General features: G+C 38.0%; 16 protein-coding genes, 1 pseudogene and 1 riboswitch. Of the genes and pseudogenes, 13 read left to right on the top strand and 4 right to left on the bottom strand.

The window, feature by feature from the left end; all coding sequences use genetic code 11:
- Window positions 1-5 precede the first annotated feature (5 nt).
- From HT679_RS04070 to HT679_RS04055, 4 genes are all read right to left on the bottom strand, one after another.
- Window positions 6-1268, bottom strand: a complete 1263-nt coding sequence (locus HT679_RS04070) for a nucleobase:cation symporter-2 family protein (protein WP_173213135.1) — start codon at window positions 1266-1268, stop codon at window positions 6-8.
- Window positions 1268-1849 carry a xanthine phosphoribosyltransferase gene (locus HT679_RS04065; RefSeq protein ID WP_000770411.1) on the bottom strand — a complete coding sequence of 194 codons (582 nt, stop codon included), beginning with the start codon at window positions 1847-1849 and terminating at the stop codon, window positions 1268-1270. Before HT679_RS04065 ends, HT679_RS04070 begins: the two co-directional genes overlap by 1 nt.
- A gap of 324 nt (window positions 1850-2173) precedes the next feature.
- Window positions 2174-2269: riboswitch (purine riboswitch) on the bottom strand.
- Between the two features lie 233 nt (window positions 2270-2502).
- Window positions 2503-2889, bottom strand: coding sequence for a VOC family protein (locus HT679_RS04060; protein ID WP_173213133.1), 387 nt, complete (start codon window positions 2887-2889; stop codon window positions 2503-2505).
- Window positions 2890-2900: 11 nt separating this feature from the next.
- On the bottom strand, window positions 2901-3728 hold the full coding sequence (locus HT679_RS04055; RefSeq protein WP_173213131.1) for an exodeoxyribonuclease III: 828 nt from the start codon (window positions 3726-3728) through the stop codon (window positions 2901-2903).
- A 133-nt stretch (window positions 3729-3861) separates the two neighbouring features.
- Between HT679_RS04055 and HT679_RS04050 the strand changes: the two genes are divergently transcribed.
- The 13 genes and pseudogenes from HT679_RS04050 to HT679_RS03990 all read left to right on the top strand — a co-directional run bounded on the left by HT679_RS04050 (window position 3862) and on the right by HT679_RS03990 (window position 19461).
- Window positions 3862-4317: a DUF3290 family protein gene (locus HT679_RS04050; RefSeq protein WP_173213129.1), complete on the top strand. Its 456-nt coding sequence runs from the start codon at window positions 3862-3864 to the stop codon at window positions 4315-4317.
- Window positions 4314-4949, top strand: a complete 636-nt coding sequence (locus HT679_RS04045) for a DUF421 domain-containing protein (RefSeq protein WP_173213127.1) — start codon at window positions 4314-4316, stop codon at window positions 4947-4949. The genes HT679_RS04050 and HT679_RS04045 overlap by 4 nt, the downstream gene beginning before the upstream one ends.
- A gap of 54 nt (window positions 4950-5003) precedes the next feature.
- Window positions 5004-6749, top strand: a complete 1746-nt coding sequence (locus HT679_RS04040; RefSeq protein ID WP_173213125.1) for an ABC transporter transmembrane domain-containing protein — start codon at window positions 5004-5006, stop codon at window positions 6747-6749.
- The gene (locus tag HT679_RS04035; RefSeq protein ID WP_173213123.1) at window positions 6739-8481 is read left to right on the top strand and encodes an ABC transporter ATP-binding protein; all 1743 of its coding nucleotides are present in this window, start codon (window positions 6739-6741) and stop codon (window positions 8479-8481) included. Before HT679_RS04040 ends, HT679_RS04035 begins: the two co-directional genes overlap by 11 nt.
- A gap of 130 nt (window positions 8482-8611) precedes the next feature.
- Window positions 8612-9304 carry a sugar transferase gene (locus HT679_RS04030; protein WP_061087659.1) on the top strand — a complete coding sequence of 231 codons (693 nt, stop codon included), beginning with the start codon at window positions 8612-8614 and terminating at the stop codon, window positions 9302-9304.
- A gap of 42 nt (window positions 9305-9346) precedes the next feature.
- Window positions 9347-10573 (top strand): DegT/DnrJ/EryC1/StrS aminotransferase family protein, encoded by a 1227-nt coding sequence (locus HT679_RS04025; RefSeq protein ID WP_173213121.1) that lies wholly within the window; start codon window positions 9347-9349, stop codon window positions 10571-10573.
- A gap of 920 nt (window positions 10574-11493) precedes the next feature.
- Window positions 11494-13586, top strand: a pseudogene (locus HT679_RS04020) (glycosyl hydrolase family 28-related protein).
- The gene (locus tag HT679_RS04015; protein ID WP_173213119.1) at window positions 13570-14316 is read left to right on the top strand and encodes a protein phosphatase 2C domain-containing protein; all 747 of its coding nucleotides are present in this window, start codon (window positions 13570-13572) and stop codon (window positions 14314-14316) included. Before HT679_RS04020 ends, HT679_RS04015 begins: the two are co-directional and overlap by 17 nt.
- A 57-nt stretch (window positions 14317-14373) precedes the next feature.
- The gene (locus HT679_RS04010; RefSeq protein WP_173213117.1) at window positions 14374-15015 is read left to right on the top strand and encodes a phosphate uptake regulator PhoU; all 642 of its coding nucleotides are present in this window, start codon (window positions 14374-14376) and stop codon (window positions 15013-15015) included.
- Between the two features lie 12 nt (window positions 15016-15027).
- Entirely contained in the window at window positions 15028-16503 is a 1476-nt protein-coding gene (gene galT / locus HT679_RS04005; RefSeq protein WP_173213115.1) for a UDP-glucose--hexose-1-phosphate uridylyltransferase, read from the top strand.
- A gap of 12 nt (window positions 16504-16515) precedes the next feature.
- Window positions 16516-17526, top strand: coding sequence for a UDP-glucose 4-epimerase GalE (gene galE, locus HT679_RS04000; protein ID WP_000996560.1), 1011 nt, complete (start codon window positions 16516-16518; stop codon window positions 17524-17526).
- Window positions 17527-17709: 183 nt separating this feature from the next.
- Window positions 17710-18369: a DUF1868 domain-containing protein gene (locus HT679_RS03995; RefSeq protein ID WP_000793811.1), complete on the top strand. Its 660-nt coding sequence runs from the start codon at window positions 17710-17712 to the stop codon at window positions 18367-18369.
- 24 nt (window positions 18370-18393) lie between these two features.
- Window positions 18394-19461 (top strand): extracellular solute-binding protein, encoded by a 1068-nt coding sequence (locus HT679_RS03990; RefSeq protein WP_000738376.1) that lies wholly within the window; start codon window positions 18394-18396, stop codon window positions 19459-19461.
- Window positions 19462-19506: the final 45 nt, after the last annotated feature.

Genomic DNA, 19506 nt, shown 5'->3' with positions numbered 1-19506 from the left:
TTTTCTTATTTCTTTTTATGATTTAATACGGCATTGAGGACAATGGCGAGTAGGCTAGCTACGACGATTCCGTTTGAGAAGAACATTTGGAAGGCTGTCGGCATGCTGACAAAGAGATTACTATTGTTGAGTCCGACACCTGCAGCGATGGAGACTGCTGCGATAAGGAAGTTGTGTTCATTGTTAGCAAAGTCAACACGGGCGAGGATTTGCATCCCTTGAATCGATACAAAACCAAACATCACCAGCATGGCACCACCAAGGACAGGGCTTGGAATTATTTGGGCAAGGGCACCAAACTTAGGAAGGAGTCCAAGGAGAACCAGGAAACCAGCTGCGTAGTAGATTGGCAGGCGAGTCTTAATGCCTGATAATTTTACCAAACCAACGTTTTGTGAAAATCCTGTGTAAGGGAAGGTGTTAAAGATTCCTCCGAGAAGTACGGCCAAACCTTCTGCGCGGTAACCGTTGCGAAGGCGGGTGCTGTCGATTGGGTCTTTCGTGATATCAGACAAGGCTAGGTAAACACCAGTCGATTCAACCATAGACACCGTTGCGATGATACACATCATGACAATCGATGAGATTTCAAAGGTTGGCATCCCAAAGTAGAGTGGAGTTGGGACATGGACAAGTGGTGCTGCCGCAACAGGAGAGAAGTCAACCAAGCCCATGGTAGCAGCAATGGCAGTTCCAACAACCAGACCAATCAAAATAGAGATAGACTTGATAAATCCTTTGGTAAAGATGTTAATCAAGAGGATAATCAAAACAGTAATAGCTGCAAGCAAGAGACTTTGACCAGTTGGCTCTGGAACGTTATTTCCCATATTTCCAATAGCGACAGGAATCAAGGTTAAACCAATCGTAGTAATAACAGATCCTGTTACGATAGATGGGAAGAGATTGGCCACTTTTGAGAAGATGCCTGAAACAAGAACAACGTAAATCCCTGATGCGATAAGGGCACCAAACATAGCGCCACTACCATGGCTTTGTCCAATCATAATCAAGGGAGCGACTGATTGGAAGGCAACTCCGAGAACGACTGGGAGTCCAATACCAAAGTATTTGTTGAGTTGGAGTTGGAGGAAAGTTGCCACCCCACACATGAAGATATCTGTAGAAATCAGGTAGGTCAATTGCTCAGTTGAATAGCCAAGGGCTGTCGCAATCATGATGGGAACCAGGATAGATCCTGAGTACATGGCTAGTAAGTGCTGCAAGCCAAGAACGGCTGCTTGTGAATGTTTTTCTTGAGTTTGCATTAGAGATCTGCCTCCTTAAATACGACTTGACCATTTTCAAAACGATCCAAACGAGCGAGTGATAGAACAGGGTAGCCTGCTTTTTCAAGCAAATCACGGCCATCTTGGAAGGATTTTTCAATCACAATACCGATAGCTTCGACTGTGGCACCAGCTTGTTCGATGATTTGAATCAAGCCTTTGGCAGCTTGGCCATTAGCAAGGAAATCGTCGATAATCAAGACCTTGTCCTCTGGTGAGAGGAATTTTCCAGCGATAGAAACGGTGCTGGTTACCTGCTTGGTAAAGGAGTAAACTTCGGCAGTTAAGATTCCTTCGTTCATAGTGATGTTTTTAGCTTTTTTAGCGAAAATCATGGGAACGTTTAAGGCTTCAGCTGTAAAAATGGCTGGGGCAATACCCGACGCTTCAATGGTCACGACTTTGGTAATACCAGCAGAAGCAAATTTTTCCGCAAAAACCTTACCAATCTCTCGCATCAAGCTAAAGTCAACTTGGTGGGTTAAAAAGGAATCCACCTTGAGGATGTTATCACCCAAGATATGCCCATCCTTGAGGATGCGCTCTTCTAATAATTTCATAAGACCTCCTAAAGTCTAAAAGACAATTTACTTGTTGTTTAAATGTTTCTATAGTGATCCCTTTTGCTAGTACTATATATTTGATAAAACTATTACGAGCGAAGCGAGTCTTATCAAATATTTCCCGTTGTAGTGGTATCATAGACAATAATCTTGTTATTGTCTATGACGGGATTTTTGAGACTTTTGGCTCAAAAATTAGGGATGAAATTCCGAAGGAAGTTGCTCCCGTCCGCACTAATTAAGGGAAATATTAAAAATATTCAAAAAAGACCTACTTAATCTCTAAGCAAATCCCCAAAATAGGCATGGCAAAAACGCCATACCTCACTCTGACTTACTTATTGTTAGGTGTTCCGGCACCTTGTAGAAACGTCGTGCCAATTCACGACATAAACAAGTAAAATGATATTTAATTTAAAATAGGCTTGTGCCAATGTTTTTATTTTACACTAAATAACTTTAGAAATCAACTGTTTTGTTAGTGTTTTGGTTTAAAAAGCGAACGAATATAATAAAAATGGGCAAAAGTTAACTTATTAGCTAACCTTTAGAAGGTTTTTCCATCATAAAAGGCATATTATCAAGATTTTTCAAGATCTGCCAATATGCCTTTTTCTAACTTTAAAGACGTTTTCCCAATCTTTATTATTCTACTCGCTAAATCTTAAAAAATAGCCATCTGGATCCAAAATCGCAAATTCATGGGGATATATAAAGCTATCTCCTACTCGAAATTCTCTTTTTGTCAGGGGACGATGGATAGGATAGTCAGCTTCCAGCAGTTTTTGGTGGAGCTGAGGAACATCTGCAATGCCAAAGGAAATATTGACACCGCGCCCGAAAGGATAGGTCAGCTGAGCTAATTCTTCTGCGCTGCCTTCTTCTAGCATAAGTTGGCAGTCTTCAAGCGAGAGGAAGAGAAATTTCTCCTCTGGACGATCGTATTCGACAGAGAATCCTAGCAGGTCGCAGTAGAAGTGGCGTGATTTTTCGATGTCAGATACTACAAATTCAGGAATGACAGCTTGATAGTCCATTCGTTTTCTCCTTAGAGTTCAATCTCCAAGACAATGGGTGTATGGTCTTGACGAGCTCCTGAGTCAATCATGTCAGACTTTGTCACCTTGTCAGAGATGCGGTTACTTGTCAGCCAGTAGTCGATTCTCCAGCCTGTATTGTTGATTTTAGAAGTCTTGCTGCGTTGTGCCCACCAAGTGTAGCGTTCTGGAACATCGCCGTGAACATGACGGAAAGTATCGGTAAATCCTGTTGCCAAAAGGTTGGTAAATCCAGCACGTTCCTCGTCGGTAAATCCTGGTGAACGGCGGTTGCTGGCAGGATTTGCAAGGTCGATTTCATTGTGGGCTACGTTGTAGTCACCGGTCGCAAGGACTGGTTTTTCTTTGTCTAGTTCAGCCAAGTATTCCGCATATTTGACATCCCAGACTTGACGTTCTTCCAAGCGTTTGAGGCCATCGCCAGCATTTGGTGTGTAAACTTGGGTTACGAAAAATTCATCAAATTCTAGAGTGATGATACGGCCTTCCAAGTCCATGGTAGACGGAGCACCGATTTCTGGGAAGCTGATAGTAGGCGTAAGTTCTTTCTTATAAAGGAACATGGTTCCAGCATAGCCTTTACGGGCAGGTTCTTGGGAAGAGCGCCACGTGTTTTCGTAGCCTGGGAAGAGTTCTTCTAAAATTTCTAGGTGTTTCTTTGTAGGGCCCTTGGCAGAAAGCTTGGTTTCTTGGATAGCGATAATATCAGCATTTTCAGCGACCAAGGTTTGTAGGACTTCTTGGGACAATTTGGCACGAGCTGAGTCACTCGTTAGGGCAGCATTGAGGGAATCAATATTCCATGAGATAAGTTTCATAAAGTTACCTTTTTCATTCAGATTATAGATTTTATTATACCAGAAAAAGGTCTATTTCCCCAACGTATGGTTTGAAAAATCACCCTCTTTCGTTTATAATAAAGAATGATTTTATGAAAGGGAGTGAAAATAAATGAAATTTTACTCATATGACTATGTGCTTAGCCAAATCAGTCAGCAAAATGGCATCATGATTGGCTTTGGGATTGTTCTCCTAGCTATCACAGGATTTTTTGCTTTTAAGGCCTATCGTGATAAAAAGGGGACTAAGTTTCGGGAATTGGTCATGATTTTAGCCCTGACTTTAGTGGCCATGCTTTTGGTGACAATTTCAAAATACCAGACCAATCAAGCCTCTAACAATCAATTTCAAACCTCCCTTCATTTCATAGAGGTTGTTTCCAAAGACTTGGGAGTGGATAAATCAGAAGTTTACGTCAATACTTCAGCTGCCACTGATGGAGCGCTTGTCAAGGTAGGTCCAAATTTCTACCGCGCTATGAACGGGAGCCAACCAGACAAGTATCTTTTAGAGAAATTAGAATTGCATCAAATAGATGCTATTGAATTGGTGGAGGTAAACAAATGACACTCAATTATATGGAAATTTTAATCAAACTGGCCTTGGGTCTTTTCTCGCTGGTTTTCGTGATCAATGTGACAGGAAAGGGGAACCTAGCACCTAACTCTGCGACAGACCAAATTCAGAACTATGTTCTTGGTGGTATCATCGGTGGGGTGATTTACAATAGTTCAATTAGTATTCTGCAGTACGCAGTGATTTTGATGATGTGGACGATTTTGGTCTTGACCCTCAAGTGGCTCAATAACAATGTTCGTTTTGTCAAACGCTTGATTGATGGGAAACCGACTCTCCTCATCAAAAATGGGAAGATTGACCCAGAAGCCTGTCGTTCAGTTGGCTTGTCTGCAGCGGATGTAGCCCTCAAACTTCGTAGCCAAGGAATTTTCCAAATGAAGCAGGTTAAACGAGCTGTGCAGGAGCAAAATGGTCAACTCATCGTGGTCCAAATGGGAGATGAAAATCCTAAGTATCCAGTTGTGACTGACGGTGTGATTCAAGTTGATGTTTTGGAATCGATTGGCCGTAGCGAAGAGTGGCTGCTTGATAACCTCAGCAAGCAAGGGCATGGCAATGTAGCCAACATCTTTATCGCTGAGTATGACAAGGGTGCTGTTACAGTCGTAACCTATGAATAAGAAAAACCTGGGGTTTTGGCCTCAGGTTTCCATTTGCAATCAGAAAGGGATTTTATGTCCATTATTCAAAAACTTTGGTGGTTTTTCAAGTTAGAAAAACGCCGTTATTTAGTCGGGATTGTGGCCCTGGTCTTGGTTTCCGTCCTCAATCTCATTCCCCCCATGGTTATGGGGCGGGTCATTGATGCCATCACTTCGGGGCAATTAAGCCAGCAGGACTTGCTTTTGAACCTCCTTTATCTGCTTCTTGCAGCTTTGGGTATGTACTATCTACGCTATGTTTGGCGCATGTATATCCTTGGGACTTCCTACCGTTTGGGACAGATTATGCGCTCTCGCTTATTTGAGCATTTCACAAAAATGTCTCCAGCCTTTTATCAAACCTATAGGACGGGGGACCTGATGGCACACGCAACCAACGATATCAATGCCTTGACTCGTCTGGCAGGAGGCGGTGTTATGTCTGCTGTTGATGCTTCTATCACGGCCTTGGTGACCTTGTTGACCATGCTCTTTAGCATTTCATGGCAGATGACCTTGGTTGCCATTCTGCCCCTGCCTTTCATGGCTTATGCGACCAGTCGTTTAGGGAGAAAGACCCACAAGGCCTTTGGCGAATCGCAAGCTGCTTTCTCTGAACTCAATAACAAGGTGCAGGAGTCCGTATCAGGTATTAAAGTGACCAAGTCTTTCGGTTACCAGGCGGACGAGTTGAAGTCCTTTCAGGCAGTCAATGAATTGACCTTCCAAAAGAACCTGCAAACCATGAAATACGATAGTCTCTTTGACCCTATGGTTCTCTTATTTGTTGGTTCATCCTATGTCTTAACGCTTTTGGTCGGCTCCTTGATGGTTCAGAAAGGGCAAATCACGGTTGGGAATCTAGTTACCTTTATCAGCTACTTGGATATGCTAGTTTGGCCTCTTATGGCCATCGGCTTCCTCTTTAATATTACTCAGCGAGGGAAGGTTTCTTACCAGCGGATTGAAAATCTTTTGTCTCAGGAATCACCTGTACAAGACCCTGAGTTTCCTCTAGACAGTATTGAAAATGGGCGTTTGGAGTACTCTATTGACAGCTTTGCCTTTGAAAATGAGGAAACACTAACGGATATTCACTTTAGTTTGGAAAAAGGGCAAACTCTGGGCTTGGTTGGTCAGACAGGTTCTGGAAAAACGTCTCTAATCAAACTGCTCTTGCGTGAATACGATGTGGATAAGGGAGCCATTTATCTAAACGGTCACGATATTCGTGACTATCGTCTGACAGACCTTCGCAGTCTCATGGGCTATGTCCCTCAGGACCAGTTCCTCTTTGCGACTTCGATCTTAGACAATATCCGTTTTGGTAATCCTAATTTGTCGCTTGCAGCAGTCGAGGAAGCCACTAAACTAGCCCAAGTCTACCAAGACATTGTAGCCATGCCTCAGGGATTTGATACGTTGATTGGTGAAAAGGGAGTCAGTCTTTCTGGAGGTCAAAAGCAGCGTCTGGCTATGAGTCGGGCTATGATTTTAGACCCTGATATCTTGATTTTGGATGATTCTTTGTCAGCCGTGGATGCCAAGACAGAATATGCCATTATCGACAATCTTAAGGAAACGCGTCAGGACAAAACAACCATTATCACTGCCCATCGCCTCAGTGCGGTTGTCCATGCAGATTTGATTTTAGTCCTGCAAAATGGTCAAATTATCGAACGAGGCACGCACGAAGACTTGCTAGCTTTGGATGGCTGGTATGCCCAAACCTACCAGTCTCAGCAGTTGGAAATGAAGGGAGAAGAAGATGCAGAATAAGAAAGAACAATGGACTGTATTGAAGCGCTTGATGTCCTATCTCAAGCCTTATGGACTCCTGACCTTTTTGGCACTCGGTTTTCTCCTAGCGACGACGGTCATTAAAAGTGTCATTCCCCTTGTGGCTTCCCACTTTATCGACCAGTATCTCAGCAATCTCAACCAACTCGCTGTGACCGTTTTGCTGGCCTACTATGGCCTTTATATCCTACAAACTGTGGTCCAGTATGTCGGCAATCTTCTCTTTGCGCGCGTGTCTTACAGTATTGTTAGAGATATTCGTCGCGATGCCTTTGCCAATATGGAGAAGCTGGGCATGTCTTATTTTGACAAGACGCCAGCAGGCTCTATCGTCTCTCGTTTGACAAATGACACCGAGACTATCAGTGATATGTTTTCGGGGATTTTATCTAGCTTTATCTCAGCAGTTTTCATCTTTCTGACAACTCTTTATACCATGTTGGTTCTGGATTTTCGTTTGACAGCATTAGTCTTGCTCTTTCTCCCCTTGATTTTCCTTTTGGTCAATCTCTATCGGAAAAAATCAGTGAAAATCATTGAGAAAACCAGAAGTCTCTTGTCAGATATCAATAGTAAGCTGGCAGAAAATATCGAAGGAATCAGGATTATCCAGGACTTTAATCAAGAGAAGCGTCTGCAGGTGGAATTTGATGAAATCAACCAAGAACACTTGGTCTATGCCAACCGTTCTGTAGCCTTGGATGCCCTCTTTTTGCGTCCTGCCATGAGTTTGCTGAAACTTCTAGGCTATGCAGTTCTAATGGCCTATTTTGGCTATCGTGGACTTTATCTGGGAATAACTGCCGGGACTATGTATGCCTTTATCCAGTACATCAACCGCCTTTTTGACCCCTTGATTGAAGTAACGCAAAACTTTTCAACTCTACAAACGTCCATGGTTTCTGCAGGTCGTGTCTTTGCCCTGATAGACGAGAGGACCTATGAGCCCCTTCAAGAAGATGGGCAGACTAAAGTCAAAGAAGGCAATATCCGTTTTGAACATGCATGTTTCTCTTATGATGGCAAACATCCGATTCTGGATGATATTTCCTTCTCTGTTAACAAGGGTGAGACCATTGCTTTTGTGGGTCACACAGGTTCTGGGAAATCGTCTATTATCAATGTTCTCATGCGCTTTTATGAATTCCAGTCAGGGCGAGTTCTCTTGGATGATGTGGATATCAGGCATTACAGTCAGGAAGAGTTGAGAAAAAACATCGGTCTGGTCTTGCAGGATCCCTTCCTCTATCATGGGACCATTAAGTCCAATATCGCTATGTACCAAGAAATCAGTGATGAGCAGATCCAGGCTGCGGCAGCCTTCGTGGATGCAGATTCCTTTATTCAAGAACTTCCTCAGGGATATGATTCCCCTGTTTCCGAGCGTGGTTCGAGTTTTTCAACTGGACAGCGCCAGCTTCTTGCCTTTGCTAGAACAGTCGCCAGTCAGCCTAAAATCTTGATTTTGGATGAAGCGACAGCCAATATTGACTCTGAAACAGAAAGTTTGGTTCAAGCTTCTCTGGCTAAGATGAGACAGGGACGAACAACCATTGCCATCGCTCACCGCCTTTCGACCATACAAGATGCCAACTGTATCTATGTTTTGGACAAGGGGCGCATTATCGAGAGTGGCACTCATGAGGAACTCTTGGCTCTGGGAGGAACCTATCACAAGATGTATAGTTTGCAAGCGGGAGCCATGTCCTAATAATCTTTGATTTTCATTGAATATAAGAAGGAAATTCTTCAAATTACAGATTTCTTTCACCGCCTTTTCCATTTTGTGGTATAATGAAAAATGTTGACAAATAGTATAATAAAAACAAAGGAGAAACAGCATGCTGAAATGGGAAGACTTGCCCGTGGAAATGAAATCAAGCGAGGTTGAGTCTTACTACCAGCTTGTCTCTAAAAGGAAGGGTTCGCTGATTTTCAAGCGTTGTTTGGACTGGGTTTTGGCCTTGGTCTTGCTGGTTCTGACCTCTCCCATCTTTCTCATCTTGAGCATTTGGATCAAATTGGATAGCAAGGGGCCAGTGATTTACAAGCAAGAGCGCGTGACCCAGTATAACCGTCGGTTCAAGATTTGGAAGTTCCGTACCATGGTAACGGATGCAGACAAAAAAGGAAGTCTGGTGACTTCTGCTAACGATAGCCGCATTACCAAAGTGGGAAATTTCATCCGCCGTGTCCGTTTGGACGAACTACCTCAGTTGGTAAATGTCCTTAAAGGTGAGATGTCCTTTGTCGGTACACGACCTGAAGTTCCGCGCTATACAGAGCAGTATAGCCCTGAAATGATGGCGACCTTGCTTTTGCCAGCAGGAATTACCTCTCCAGCCAGCATCAACTACAAGGATGAGGATACTATCATCAGTCAAATGACGGAGAAAGGCCTGTCAGTTGACCAAGCCTATGTGGAGCATGTCCTCCCTGAAAAGATGCGTTATAATCTCGCCTATCTCCGAGAGTTTAGTTTTCTTGGAGACATCAAAATCATGTTTCAAACCGTGTTTGAAGTGCTAAAATAAAGTAGTCATGAGAAAATGAGTACAGATAAAAGGAGCAAATCAATGCCAAATTACAATATTCCATTTTCACCACCCGATATTACGGAAGCAGAAATTGCTGAAGTAGCGGATACCCTGCGTTCTGGTTGGATCACAACAGGTCCTAAGACAAAAGAACTGGAGCGTCGCTTGTCCCAATACACACAGACGCCTAAGACCGTCTGCCTCAACTCTGCGACTGCCGCGCTTGAGTTGATTTTGCGCGTCTTGGAAGTTGGACCTGGTGATGAAGTTGTCGTTCCAGCCATGACCTATACAGCTTCATGTAGTGTCATTACTCACGTAGGAGCGACCCCTGTCATGGTGGATATCCAAGCAGATACGTTTGAGATGGACTATGACTTGCTTGAGCAAGCCATTACTGAAAAGACTAAGGTGATCATTCCGGTTGAGCTTGCGGGGATTGTTTGCGACTATGACCGTTTGTTCCAAGTCGTGGAGAAAAAACGTGACCTCTTTACCGCTTCAAGCAAGTGGCAAAAGGCCTTTAACCGTATCGTGATTGTTTCTGATAGTGCCCATGCTTTGGGATCAACTTATAAAGGGCAACCGGCTGGTTCTATCGCTGACTTTACATCCTTCTCATTCCATGCCGTTAAGAATTTTACAACTGCTGAGGGAGGAAGTGCAACTTGGAAAGCCAATCCAGCGATTGACGACGAAGAGATGTACAAGGAATTCCAAATCCTTTCCCTTCACGGGCAAACTAAGGATGCTCTTGCCAAGATGCAACTGGGCTCATGGGAATATGATATCGTCACACCAGCCTACAAGTGCAATATGACTGATATCATGGCGTCACTTGGTTTGGTACAATTGGATCGTTACCCTGGTTTACTAGAACGTCGTAAGGAGATAGTGGACCGCTATGATCGTGGTTTTTCAGGTTCTCGTATCCATCCATTGGCACATAAGACTGATACTGTCGAATCTTCACGCCACCTCTACATCACCCATGTAGAAGGAGCGAGCTTAGAAGAACGCAACCTCATCATCCAAGAATTGGCCAAAGCAGGAATTGCAAGTAATGTACACTACAAACCGCTTCCGCTCTTGACAGCCTATAAGAATCTTGGCTTTGATATGGCGAATTATCCTAAGGCCTATGCCTTCTTTGAAAATGAAATTACGCTTCCGCTTCACACTAAATTAAGCGATGAAGAAGTGGACTATATCATTGAGACTTTCAAAACAGTTTCTGAAAAAGTACTAGCTTCATCAAAAAAATGACAAACTACAGTCAAGTAATAGTGATTCTGTTTCTAAAAAGTCTAATTGAGTGTAAAACTGTTGTTTTCAATTGAAAGTCCTATAGTAAAATGAAATAAAAACAGGACAAATCAATCAGGATAGTCAAATTAATTTCTAGCAATATTTTAGAAGCAAAGGTGTACTCTTATAGTTTCAATATACTGTATGGTTTGAAATGAGATGTGAGCAATTTGGTGTAGCATTTAGAATTTTTATTAGGCATCATTTAGAAAATGTAGTGTCTTGTTCTAGTTTTCAATTCACCCTATTTTTTGAAAGACGCGAGTTTCCACGATGAGGTTGTGGAAACTCGCGTCTTTCTTTTTTGTTTTCAGAATATTGTTCAAAGTTTTGAGACTATTTTTCATGTTCTAGTCATTCTTTTGAAATAATCTATAAAACACGTGTCTACAATGATTTATATGTCCTATTCCAGTATTTTAGAAGAACTGCGTCTATTTTTATAGAGCTTGAATCTAGCTTTTATAGAAAATCTATTTAAGAAATATATTGTATTGTTTTGATTTCAATCCGCTATATGAACGATATTCATGTAAATATACCTGGCGAATGCTTGCATGACAAGATATTTGTTCTTGTATTTATAAATTAGTATTTTACGAGATGTCAACATGCTTTAAATACAGTGAATAGGATATTTTTATGTTCAAGCTAAGAAAGATAGTAATCACTTTTGAATGGAAGGTTAAAGAATTATTAGAAGTATGGTTAGATATATAAATGGTCACGCTTTCACAATTTTGATATTTTATTGTGTTATTCCTTGACAATTTTGATTTAAAAATATATTATAAAGAAAATGACAGCGGTGTCATTTTCTGGTATGGAATTTATATGAATATTAAATTAGGACATAATATTTTTAATTGGAGGCTAATATGAAATCTTTTCAACAAAATGAGGTTTTCTCTATTCGTAAGTCTAAGGTGGGAGTTTGCTCAGTTCTCTTAGCGGTTTTATTTATTGGAACACAAAGTGTTTTAGCTAATGAAGTAGTTGGTGAAACTTCTTCGTCTAAAGATAATATGCAATTGAACTCTTTGTTGAGTAGCACATCTACATCATTATCTGCGGAACCCCATCCTGATACTCTCAGTCTTGATAACAATTCAAGTTTAAGTACTGATAATAATGGAGGAGTGAGTATTAATCAAAATAAACCTGATATAACAAATGATACTATGATGGGTAACATCTCTGGGATGGAAGTGAATACTATTTTAAGTACTAATCTGAAGGAACACGTAGCTTTGAATGTTAAAGATTATGGAGCAATAGGTGACGGGGTTAATGATGATCGTCAAGCAATTCAAGATGCAATAGATGCTGCAGCTCAAGGGCTAGGTGGAGGAAATGTATATTTTCCGGAAGGAACTTATTTAGTAAAAGAAATTGTTTTTTTAAAAAGTCATACACACTTAGAATTGAATGAGAAAGCTACCATTCTAAATGGTATAAATATTAAGAATCACCCTTCTATTGTTTTTATGACAGGTTTATTTACGGATGATGGTGCGCAAGTAGAATGGGACCCAACAGAAGATATTAGTTATTCTGGTGGTACTATTGATATGAACGGTGCTTTGAATGAAGAAGGAACTAAAGCAAAAAATCTACCACTTATAAATTCTTCAGGTGCATTTGCTATTGGGAATTCAAATAACGTAACTATAAAAAATGTAACATTCAAGGATAGTTATCAAGGGCATGCTATTCAAATTGCAGGTTCGAAAAATGTATTAGTTGATAATTCTCGTTTTCTTGGGCAAACCTTACCCAAAACGATGAAGGATGGGCAAATCATAAGTAAGGAGAGCATTCAGATTGAACCATTAACTAGAAAAGGTTTTCCTTATGCCTTGAATGATGATGGGAAAAAATCTGAAAATGTGACTATTCAAAATTCCTATTTTGGCAAAAGTGATAAATCTGGGGAATTAGTAACAGCAATTGGCACACACTATCAAACATTGTCGACACAGAACCCCTCTAATATTAAAATTTTAAATAATCATTTTGATAACATGATGTATGCAGGTGTACGTTTTACAGGATTCACTGATGTATTAATCAAAGGAAATCGCTTTGATAAGAAAGTTAAAGGAGAGAGTGTACATTATCGAGAAAGCGGAGCAGCTTTAGTAAATGCTTATAGCTATAAAAACACTAAAGACCTATTAGATTTAAATAAACAGGTGGTTATCGCCGAAAATATATTTAATATTGCCGATCCTAAAACAAAAGCGATACGAGTTGCAAAAGATAGTGCAGAATATTTAGGAAAAGTATCAGATATTACTGTAACAAAAAATGTAATTAATAATAATTCTAAGGAAACAGAACAACCAAATATTGAATTATTACGAGTTAGTGATAATTTAGTAGTGTCAGAGAATAGTATATTCGGTGGTAAAGAAGGAATTGTTATTGAGGATTCAAAGGGTAAAATAACCGTTTTAAATAACCAATTTTATAATTTATCCGGTAAGTATATATCATTCATCAAATCTAATGCAAATGGGAAAGAACCTGTTATACGTGATAGCGATGGTAATTTCAATATTGTAACGGAGAATGGGCTTTACAAAATTGTAACAAATAATTTAAGTGATAAAAACGAAAAAGAAAAAAACAAAGAGGAAAAACAATCTAATTCAAACAATCTAATTCAAATAATGTAATTGATAGTAACCAGAAGAACGGAGAGTTTAACTCAAGTAAAGATAATAGACAAATGAATGACAAGAGCGACAATAAACAAGATAATAAGACAGAAGAAGTAAACTATAAAATAGTTGGAGATGGCAGAGAAACTGAAAATCATATTAATAAATCTAAAGAAATAGTAGATGTAAAACAAAAATTACCAAAGACTGGTTCGAACAAGATTATGGAACTATTCTTAACAGTGACAGGAATTGGTTTACTTTTGACACTAAAAGGGTTGAAGTATTATGGTAAAGATAAATAAAATTTGTTCGATACAAGGAAGTTCTGTAGAAAATGAGGATACTGTAGGTTCACAAAATCAGTATTTTTGGATTATCGATGGAGCTACAGATTTATATAATTCTAAAGAGGAGATAGGTTATTCAGTCTCAGAAGTTGTACATATTTTATCAGAAAGTTTGTCGGTTAATTGTAAAGAATCAAAAACTCTTAAACAAATATTTGAAACTGCTTTACTCGAGGTTAAAGATGAAATCGGTTTAAACTCATATGAATTAACAGAGTATTATCGCTTACCAACATTTGCTTTTATATTTGCTAAACTTTCAGAAAAAAAGTTGGAGTATATGATGCTAGGTGACTGCGTCATGTTAGTAAACGAAATGGAAATAACTGATCATAGAGTAGATAACTTATTTGAAAAAGGAAAAAATGAGATAAAAGATTCAATTGGTACAAATAGTGCTTTAAATAAAAAAATTATTTTACAAAAAATCAGAAAATTATCTAATCAACCGAGTGGGTACTGGATAGGTTCGTTGGATGAGAGATTTTTAGACCATGCTATTATTAATCAAATAGATGTTACTAGTAAACAAATTGTTTTAATGAGCGATGGCTTTTATGAATTCTATCAAAATAATCAAAATAAGACTTTTGAAGAGTTAATTAAGATGAGATTTAATTCTTCTGCTATTGATCCAATCTATGGAAAGAAGGATGATGCAAGTATTCTAGTTATTGATGTTTGATATATTGTTTAAAATATTAATTGTTACTATTGAACTTTGTTAAGAAGAGGTACCTAAATGTTAAGGTTATATTTAGAAAATGAAATTATAGAATTATCAAATAATTTAGAGACCATTTGGGTATCTGTGCTTGATAAATATGAGAAGTTATTTGAATATTTATCAAATGAAGAACGAATAGAATTGATTAAAGAAGATTTAATCATAAATGAGTCAGTTCTAAATGTTGATAAAAAAGGATATGAGTTAATTTGTTTACAACATCCCGTTTCATATGACTTAAGAAGAATTATTAGTGTAATAAAAATATCAACTGACATTGAACGTATTGGGGATAGAATTGTTGAAATTTTAAAAAATCTACAGATTATTCAAAATAATGAAATTTTGAAGAAAATTATTTCAGAAATAAAAATACTTCATGAAGTTATCGGACTGCATATGAATAGGGCTATATCTTGTTATAGAGAGGAACAATCTGGATGTTTAGATATGGTTGTTATACAAAAACAGAATGAGATAGAAGAGCTTAGTATAAATATTGAAAAGAAAATAATGAATTATATATTTGAAGATGATGGGAATGTTTCTGAAGTAATTGGTACTTTGGATATTATTCATCACCTTGATAAAATTGCTCATACTACGCAAGCAATTTATAAATGGATAATGTATAGAAAATATGGGAACATAAATTAGAAAGAAAAATATATGAAAACAATTATTGATAATTTTGTTGATAGAGTAATTGAATACGGAATGTATAATGAAATTGACAAAATATATGTGAAAAATAGAGTACTAGCGTTAATAGGTGAGGAGGGGACTGATCGCATTTCCGATGAAAATGACCTGAAACAAATAAAAGATTACTTAGTGGAAATCGCCTTAAAAAACGGTAAAATTAAAGATTTAATCGAGGAAAAGGAATGTTTAGGAGCAGAGTTAATGAATTTCATAGTTCCTTTACCTAGTCGATTAAATGATATTTTTTGGAGTTCATATGATATATCACCTCAAGAAGCAGTTGAAGAGTTTTATAAGTTAAGTAAAGATAGTGATTATATTAAAACTTCTGCTATTGCTAAGAATATTGAGTTTCGAGCATCAACTAAATACGGAGAGCTAGAGATTACGATAAATTTGTCAAAACCCGAAAAAGATCCAAAAACAATTGCTGCTGAAAAATTAGTAAAAGCCACTAATTATCCCAAATGTTTACTATGTATGGAAAATGAAGGATATCAGGGGCGAATAAATTATCCAGCACGTTCGAATCATAGAATTATTCGATTGAAACTTGGTGACGAAGTATGGGGATTCCAGTATTCTCCCTACTTATACTTTAATGAGCATGCGATATTTTTAAATAGTCAACATGTACCAATGGCTATTACCTCTAAAACATTTGAACAATTATTGGAGATTGTTGATATTTTGCCAGGATATTTTGCTGGTTCAAATTCTGATCTTCCTATCTCAGGAGGCTCCATTCTTAGTCATAACCACTACCAGGGAGGGAAACATATTTTCCCAATGGAAAAAGCAAAATTTGAGAGTGAATTTCGTTTTAAAGACTTTGAGGATGTTAATGCTGGTATTGTAAAATGGCCAATGTCAGTAATTAGGTTACAAAGTGAAAATAAAAATCGCTTGTTAGATTTAGCTACTAAAATTCTAAACAAGTGGAGAGAATATTCAGATTTAGAAGTAGACATCATTGCAATGACTGCAGATGTCCCACACCATACGGTGACTCCTATTGCTCGTAAAGTGGACGGAAGATATGAATTAGATATTGTTCTAAGAGATAATCATACTACTGAACAATACCCAGATGGTGTTTTCCATCCCCATCAAGATGTACAACATATTAAAAAGGAAAATATTGGGTTAATCGAAGTGATGGGACTTGCGATTTTACCACCTCGTTTGAAAACAGAGTTAGAAGAAGTTGAGAAATATCTTTTAGGAAAAGATAACGCAATTGCGGATTATCATTTAGAATGGGCCGACCAATTGAAAGAAAAATATCCTCGCATTAATAAAGAAGAGGTTAATAGCGTAGTTCAACACGAAGTAGGACAAGTGTTTGCGAGAGTTCTGGAAGATGCAGGAGTTTATAAGAATACACCGTCTGGGCATGAAGCGTTTATGAGATTTGTTAAGTCGGTTGGAATTAATTAGGAGGAAACCCAAATGGCAATATTGGTAACAGGCGGAGCTGGTTATATTGGTAGCCATACCGTAGTAGAATTACTAAATTTAGGAAAGGAAGTTATCATTGTCGACAACCTTTCGAACTCTAGCATCTTGGTGCTAGACCGTATTGAAGCAATTACAGGAATACGTCCCGTGTTTTACGAATTAGATGTTTGTGATAAACAAGCATTGAGAAAGGTATTTGAACAAGAATCGATTGATGCTGCAATTCATTTTGCAGGTTATAAAGCTGTCGGAGAATCCGTGCAAAAGCCTGTGATGTACTACAAAAATAATATTATGAGTACATTGGCACTTGTTGAAGTGATGTCAGAATTTAATGTTAAAAAGATTGTCTTTTCTTCAAGTGCGACTGTATATGGAATTAACAATCAGTCACCTCTAATTGAGACAATGCAAACAAGTGCTACAAATCCTTATGGGTATACGAAAGTAATGCTTGAGCAAATTTTAAAAGATGTTCATGTGGCAGATTCAGAATGGAGTATTGCGTTGCTTCGTTATTTCAATCCAATTGGTGCTCATGAGTCTGGTTTGATTGGGGAAGATCCCTCAGGAATTCCTAACAACTTGATGCCTTATATTGCACAAGTAGCGGTAGGTAAGTTGTCAGAGCTAAGTGTGTTCGGAAATGATTATGATACGCTTGATGGTACTGGTGTGCGTGATTATATCCATGTAGTAGATTTAGCAATAGGACATATAAAAGCTTTAGAAAAAGTATCTGAAAAAACAGATGTTTATATCTATAACCTAGGCTCGGGAGAAGGCACTAGTGTATTACAGCTTGTAAATACATTTGAAAGTGTTAATAAGATCCCTATTCCTTATAAAATAGTTCCAAGACGTTCAGGAGACGTTGCAACTTGTTATGCAAATGCAGACAAAGCATATAAGGAATTAAATTGGAGGACAACAAAATCGATTGAAGACATGTGTAGAGATACATGGAATTGGCAATCAAAAAATCCCAATGGCTATAATTGATGATACTGTCTATATGAGTGCTGTATTTTGGAAAAATTACTTAAACTTTTAATGAAATGCATATTTAATGAAAGATAAATTTTTTTAAAAAATGTTTGAAAGCGCTTGACAAAGTAAACGGTTTCGTTATATAATATAAGCATAGATGACACCGGTGTCAAATATAAAAAAGAGGGTCTTTATATGAAAAACCTAACAAAAATTAAGTTCAAAGAAAATGGAGAATTTAATCATTTTCCAGGAAATACTGTTGTAGCAAATCTTTATACTAAACAAGATTTGATGGAAGTTGTTGATATTATTCAATCACGTTATAGAGAATTACCATTTATCGATAAGTTTACTTTAACTCCAAGGAATTCTATTCACATGACTGTAATTGAATTGTTGTGCCATGAAAATCGTGAAACGGAGTTTTGGAGCAGTAATCTTCCTCTTGATACACCTTTACAGGAAATACATGATTACTTTGCTAAACAACTTGAAATTTTTCCATTGTTGGATGAAGAAATTCATATGCGTGTGACTGAAATGGGAAAACAAAACATACTAGTTGAACCTGCAGATGAAGCTTCTGCAAAGAGATTAGAAGAAATTCGTACTTATGTTTCAGAAAAAGCAGGTGTTCGTTTCCCTAATCATGATAGATATCAATTCCATATTTCAATTGGATATCTTCGGATTCCTCTAACCGAAGAGGAGGAAGAAGAGTTTACTAAAGTCAGAGCAGAATTAACTGAAATCTTATTAGAGAAGATTCCAACTATTACTGTAAACCGTATTGACTATACTGTATTTGAAGATATGAGACAATTTGTTCCATATCACGAAAAATTTAAATAAAATAATAAAAAAGGAGAACTTATCATGAAAAAAATGAAAGTTTGGTCTACTGTACTTGCAACGGGAGTTGCTCTTACTACACTTGCTGCTTGCTCTGGAGGTTCAAATTCTACGACTGCTTCTTCATCTGAAGAAAAAGCTGATAAAAGTCAAGAATTAGTAATCTATTCGAACTCAGTTTCAAATGGTCGTGGTGATTGGTTAACTGCTAAAGCAAAAGAAGCTGGTTTTAATATAAAAATGGTTGATATTCCTGGCGCTCAATTAGCAGACCGTGTTATTGCCGAGAAGAATAATGCAGTTGCAGATATGGTATTTGGAATTGGTGCTGTTGATTCAAATAAAATTAGAGATCAAAAATTACTAGTCCAGTACAAGCCTAAATGGTTAGATAAAATTGATCAATCTTTATCAGATAAAGATAATTATTATAATCCTGTGATTGTTCAACCATTAGTTTTAATTGGGGCGCCTGATGTAAAAGAAATGCCTAAAGATTGGACTGAATTAGGTAGTAAGTATAAAGGTAAATATTCAATTTCTGGTCTTCAAGGTGGTACAGGACGGGCAATTCTAGCAAGTATCTTAGTTCGATACCTTGATGATAAAGGTGAATTAGGTGTTTCCGAAAAAGGTTGGGAAGCAGCAAAAGAATATTTGAAAAATGCATACACTCTTCAAAAGGGAGAAAGTTCAATTGTTAAGATGTTAGACAAAGAAGATCCAATACAATATGGAATGATGTGGGGTTCTGGTGCATTAGTTGGACAAAAAGAACAAAATGTTGTTTTCAAAGTTATGACTCCTGAGATTGGTGTACCATTTGTAACTGAACAAACTATGGTTTTAAGCACTAGTAAAAAACAAGCGTTAGCTAAAGAATTTATTGATTGGTTTGGTCAATCAGAAATTCAAGTAGAATATAGTAAGAACTTTGGATCTATTCCTGCAAATAAAGATGCCCTAACAGAGTTACCTGAAGATACGAAAAAATTTGTTGATCAAGTGAAACCACAAAATATTGACTGGGAAGCTGTTGGAAAGCATTTGGATGAATGGGTAGAAAAAGCTGAATTAGAATACGTACAATAAGAAATAAGAGTTAATTTTTATGTCCAAGTCTCTCTATTATTTCTA

Origin of the sequence: Streptococcus sp. 4886 (assembly GCF_013276485.1) — a bacterium.
Lineage (GTDB): Bacteria > Bacillota > Bacilli > Lactobacillales > Streptococcaceae > Streptococcus.
Note: the sequence above shows the minus strand (reverse complement) of the source record. Positions and strands in the feature narration are given on the sequence as shown.

Coding starts and splice junctions, on each gene's coding strand:
- HT679_RS03995 (WP_000793811.1), top strand. CDS start 17,710: ATGAAAAACCTAACAAAAATTAAGTTCAAAGAAAATGGAGAATTTAAT.
- HT679_RS04035 (WP_173213123.1), top strand. CDS start 6,739: ATGCAGAATAAGAAAGAACAATGGACTGTATTGAAGCGCTTGATGTCC.
- HT679_RS04070 (WP_173213135.1), bottom strand. CDS start 1,268: ATGCAAACTCAAGAAAAACATTCACAAGCAGCCGTTCTTGGCTTGCAG.
- HT679_RS04050 (WP_173213129.1), top strand. CDS start 3,862: ATGAAATTTTACTCATATGACTATGTGCTTAGCCAAATCAGTCAGCAA.
- galT (WP_173213115.1), top strand. CDS start 15,028: ATGAAAACAATTATTGATAATTTTGTTGATAGAGTAATTGAATACGGA.
- HT679_RS04065 (WP_000770411.1), bottom strand. CDS start 1,849: ATGAAATTATTAGAAGAGCGCATCCTCAAGGATGGGCATATCTTGGGT.
- HT679_RS04055 (WP_173213131.1), bottom strand. CDS start 3,728: ATGAAACTTATCTCATGGAATATTGATTCCCTCAATGCTGCCCTAACG.
- HT679_RS04045 (WP_173213127.1), top strand. CDS start 4,314: ATGACACTCAATTATATGGAAATTTTAATCAAACTGGCCTTGGGTCTT.
- HT679_RS04025 (WP_173213121.1), top strand. CDS start 9,347: ATGCCAAATTACAATATTCCATTTTCACCACCCGATATTACGGAAGCA.
- HT679_RS04010 (WP_173213117.1), top strand. CDS start 14,374: ATGTTAAGGTTATATTTAGAAAATGAAATTATAGAATTATCAAATAAT.
- HT679_RS04015 (WP_173213119.1), top strand. CDS start 13,570: ATGGTAAAGATAAATAAAATTTGTTCGATACAAGGAAGTTCTGTAGAA.
- HT679_RS03990 (WP_000738376.1), top strand. CDS start 18,394: ATGAAAAAAATGAAAGTTTGGTCTACTGTACTTGCAACGGGAGTTGCT.
- HT679_RS04040 (WP_173213125.1), top strand. CDS start 5,004: ATGTCCATTATTCAAAAACTTTGGTGGTTTTTCAAGTTAGAAAAACGC.
- HT679_RS04060 (WP_173213133.1), bottom strand. CDS start 2,889: ATGGACTATCAAGCTGTCATTCCTGAATTTGTAGTATCTGACATCGAA.
- HT679_RS04030 (WP_061087659.1), top strand. CDS start 8,612: ATGCTGAAATGGGAAGACTTGCCCGTGGAAATGAAATCAAGCGAGGTT.
- galE (WP_000996560.1), top strand. CDS start 16,516: ATGGCAATATTGGTAACAGGCGGAGCTGGTTATATTGGTAGCCATACC.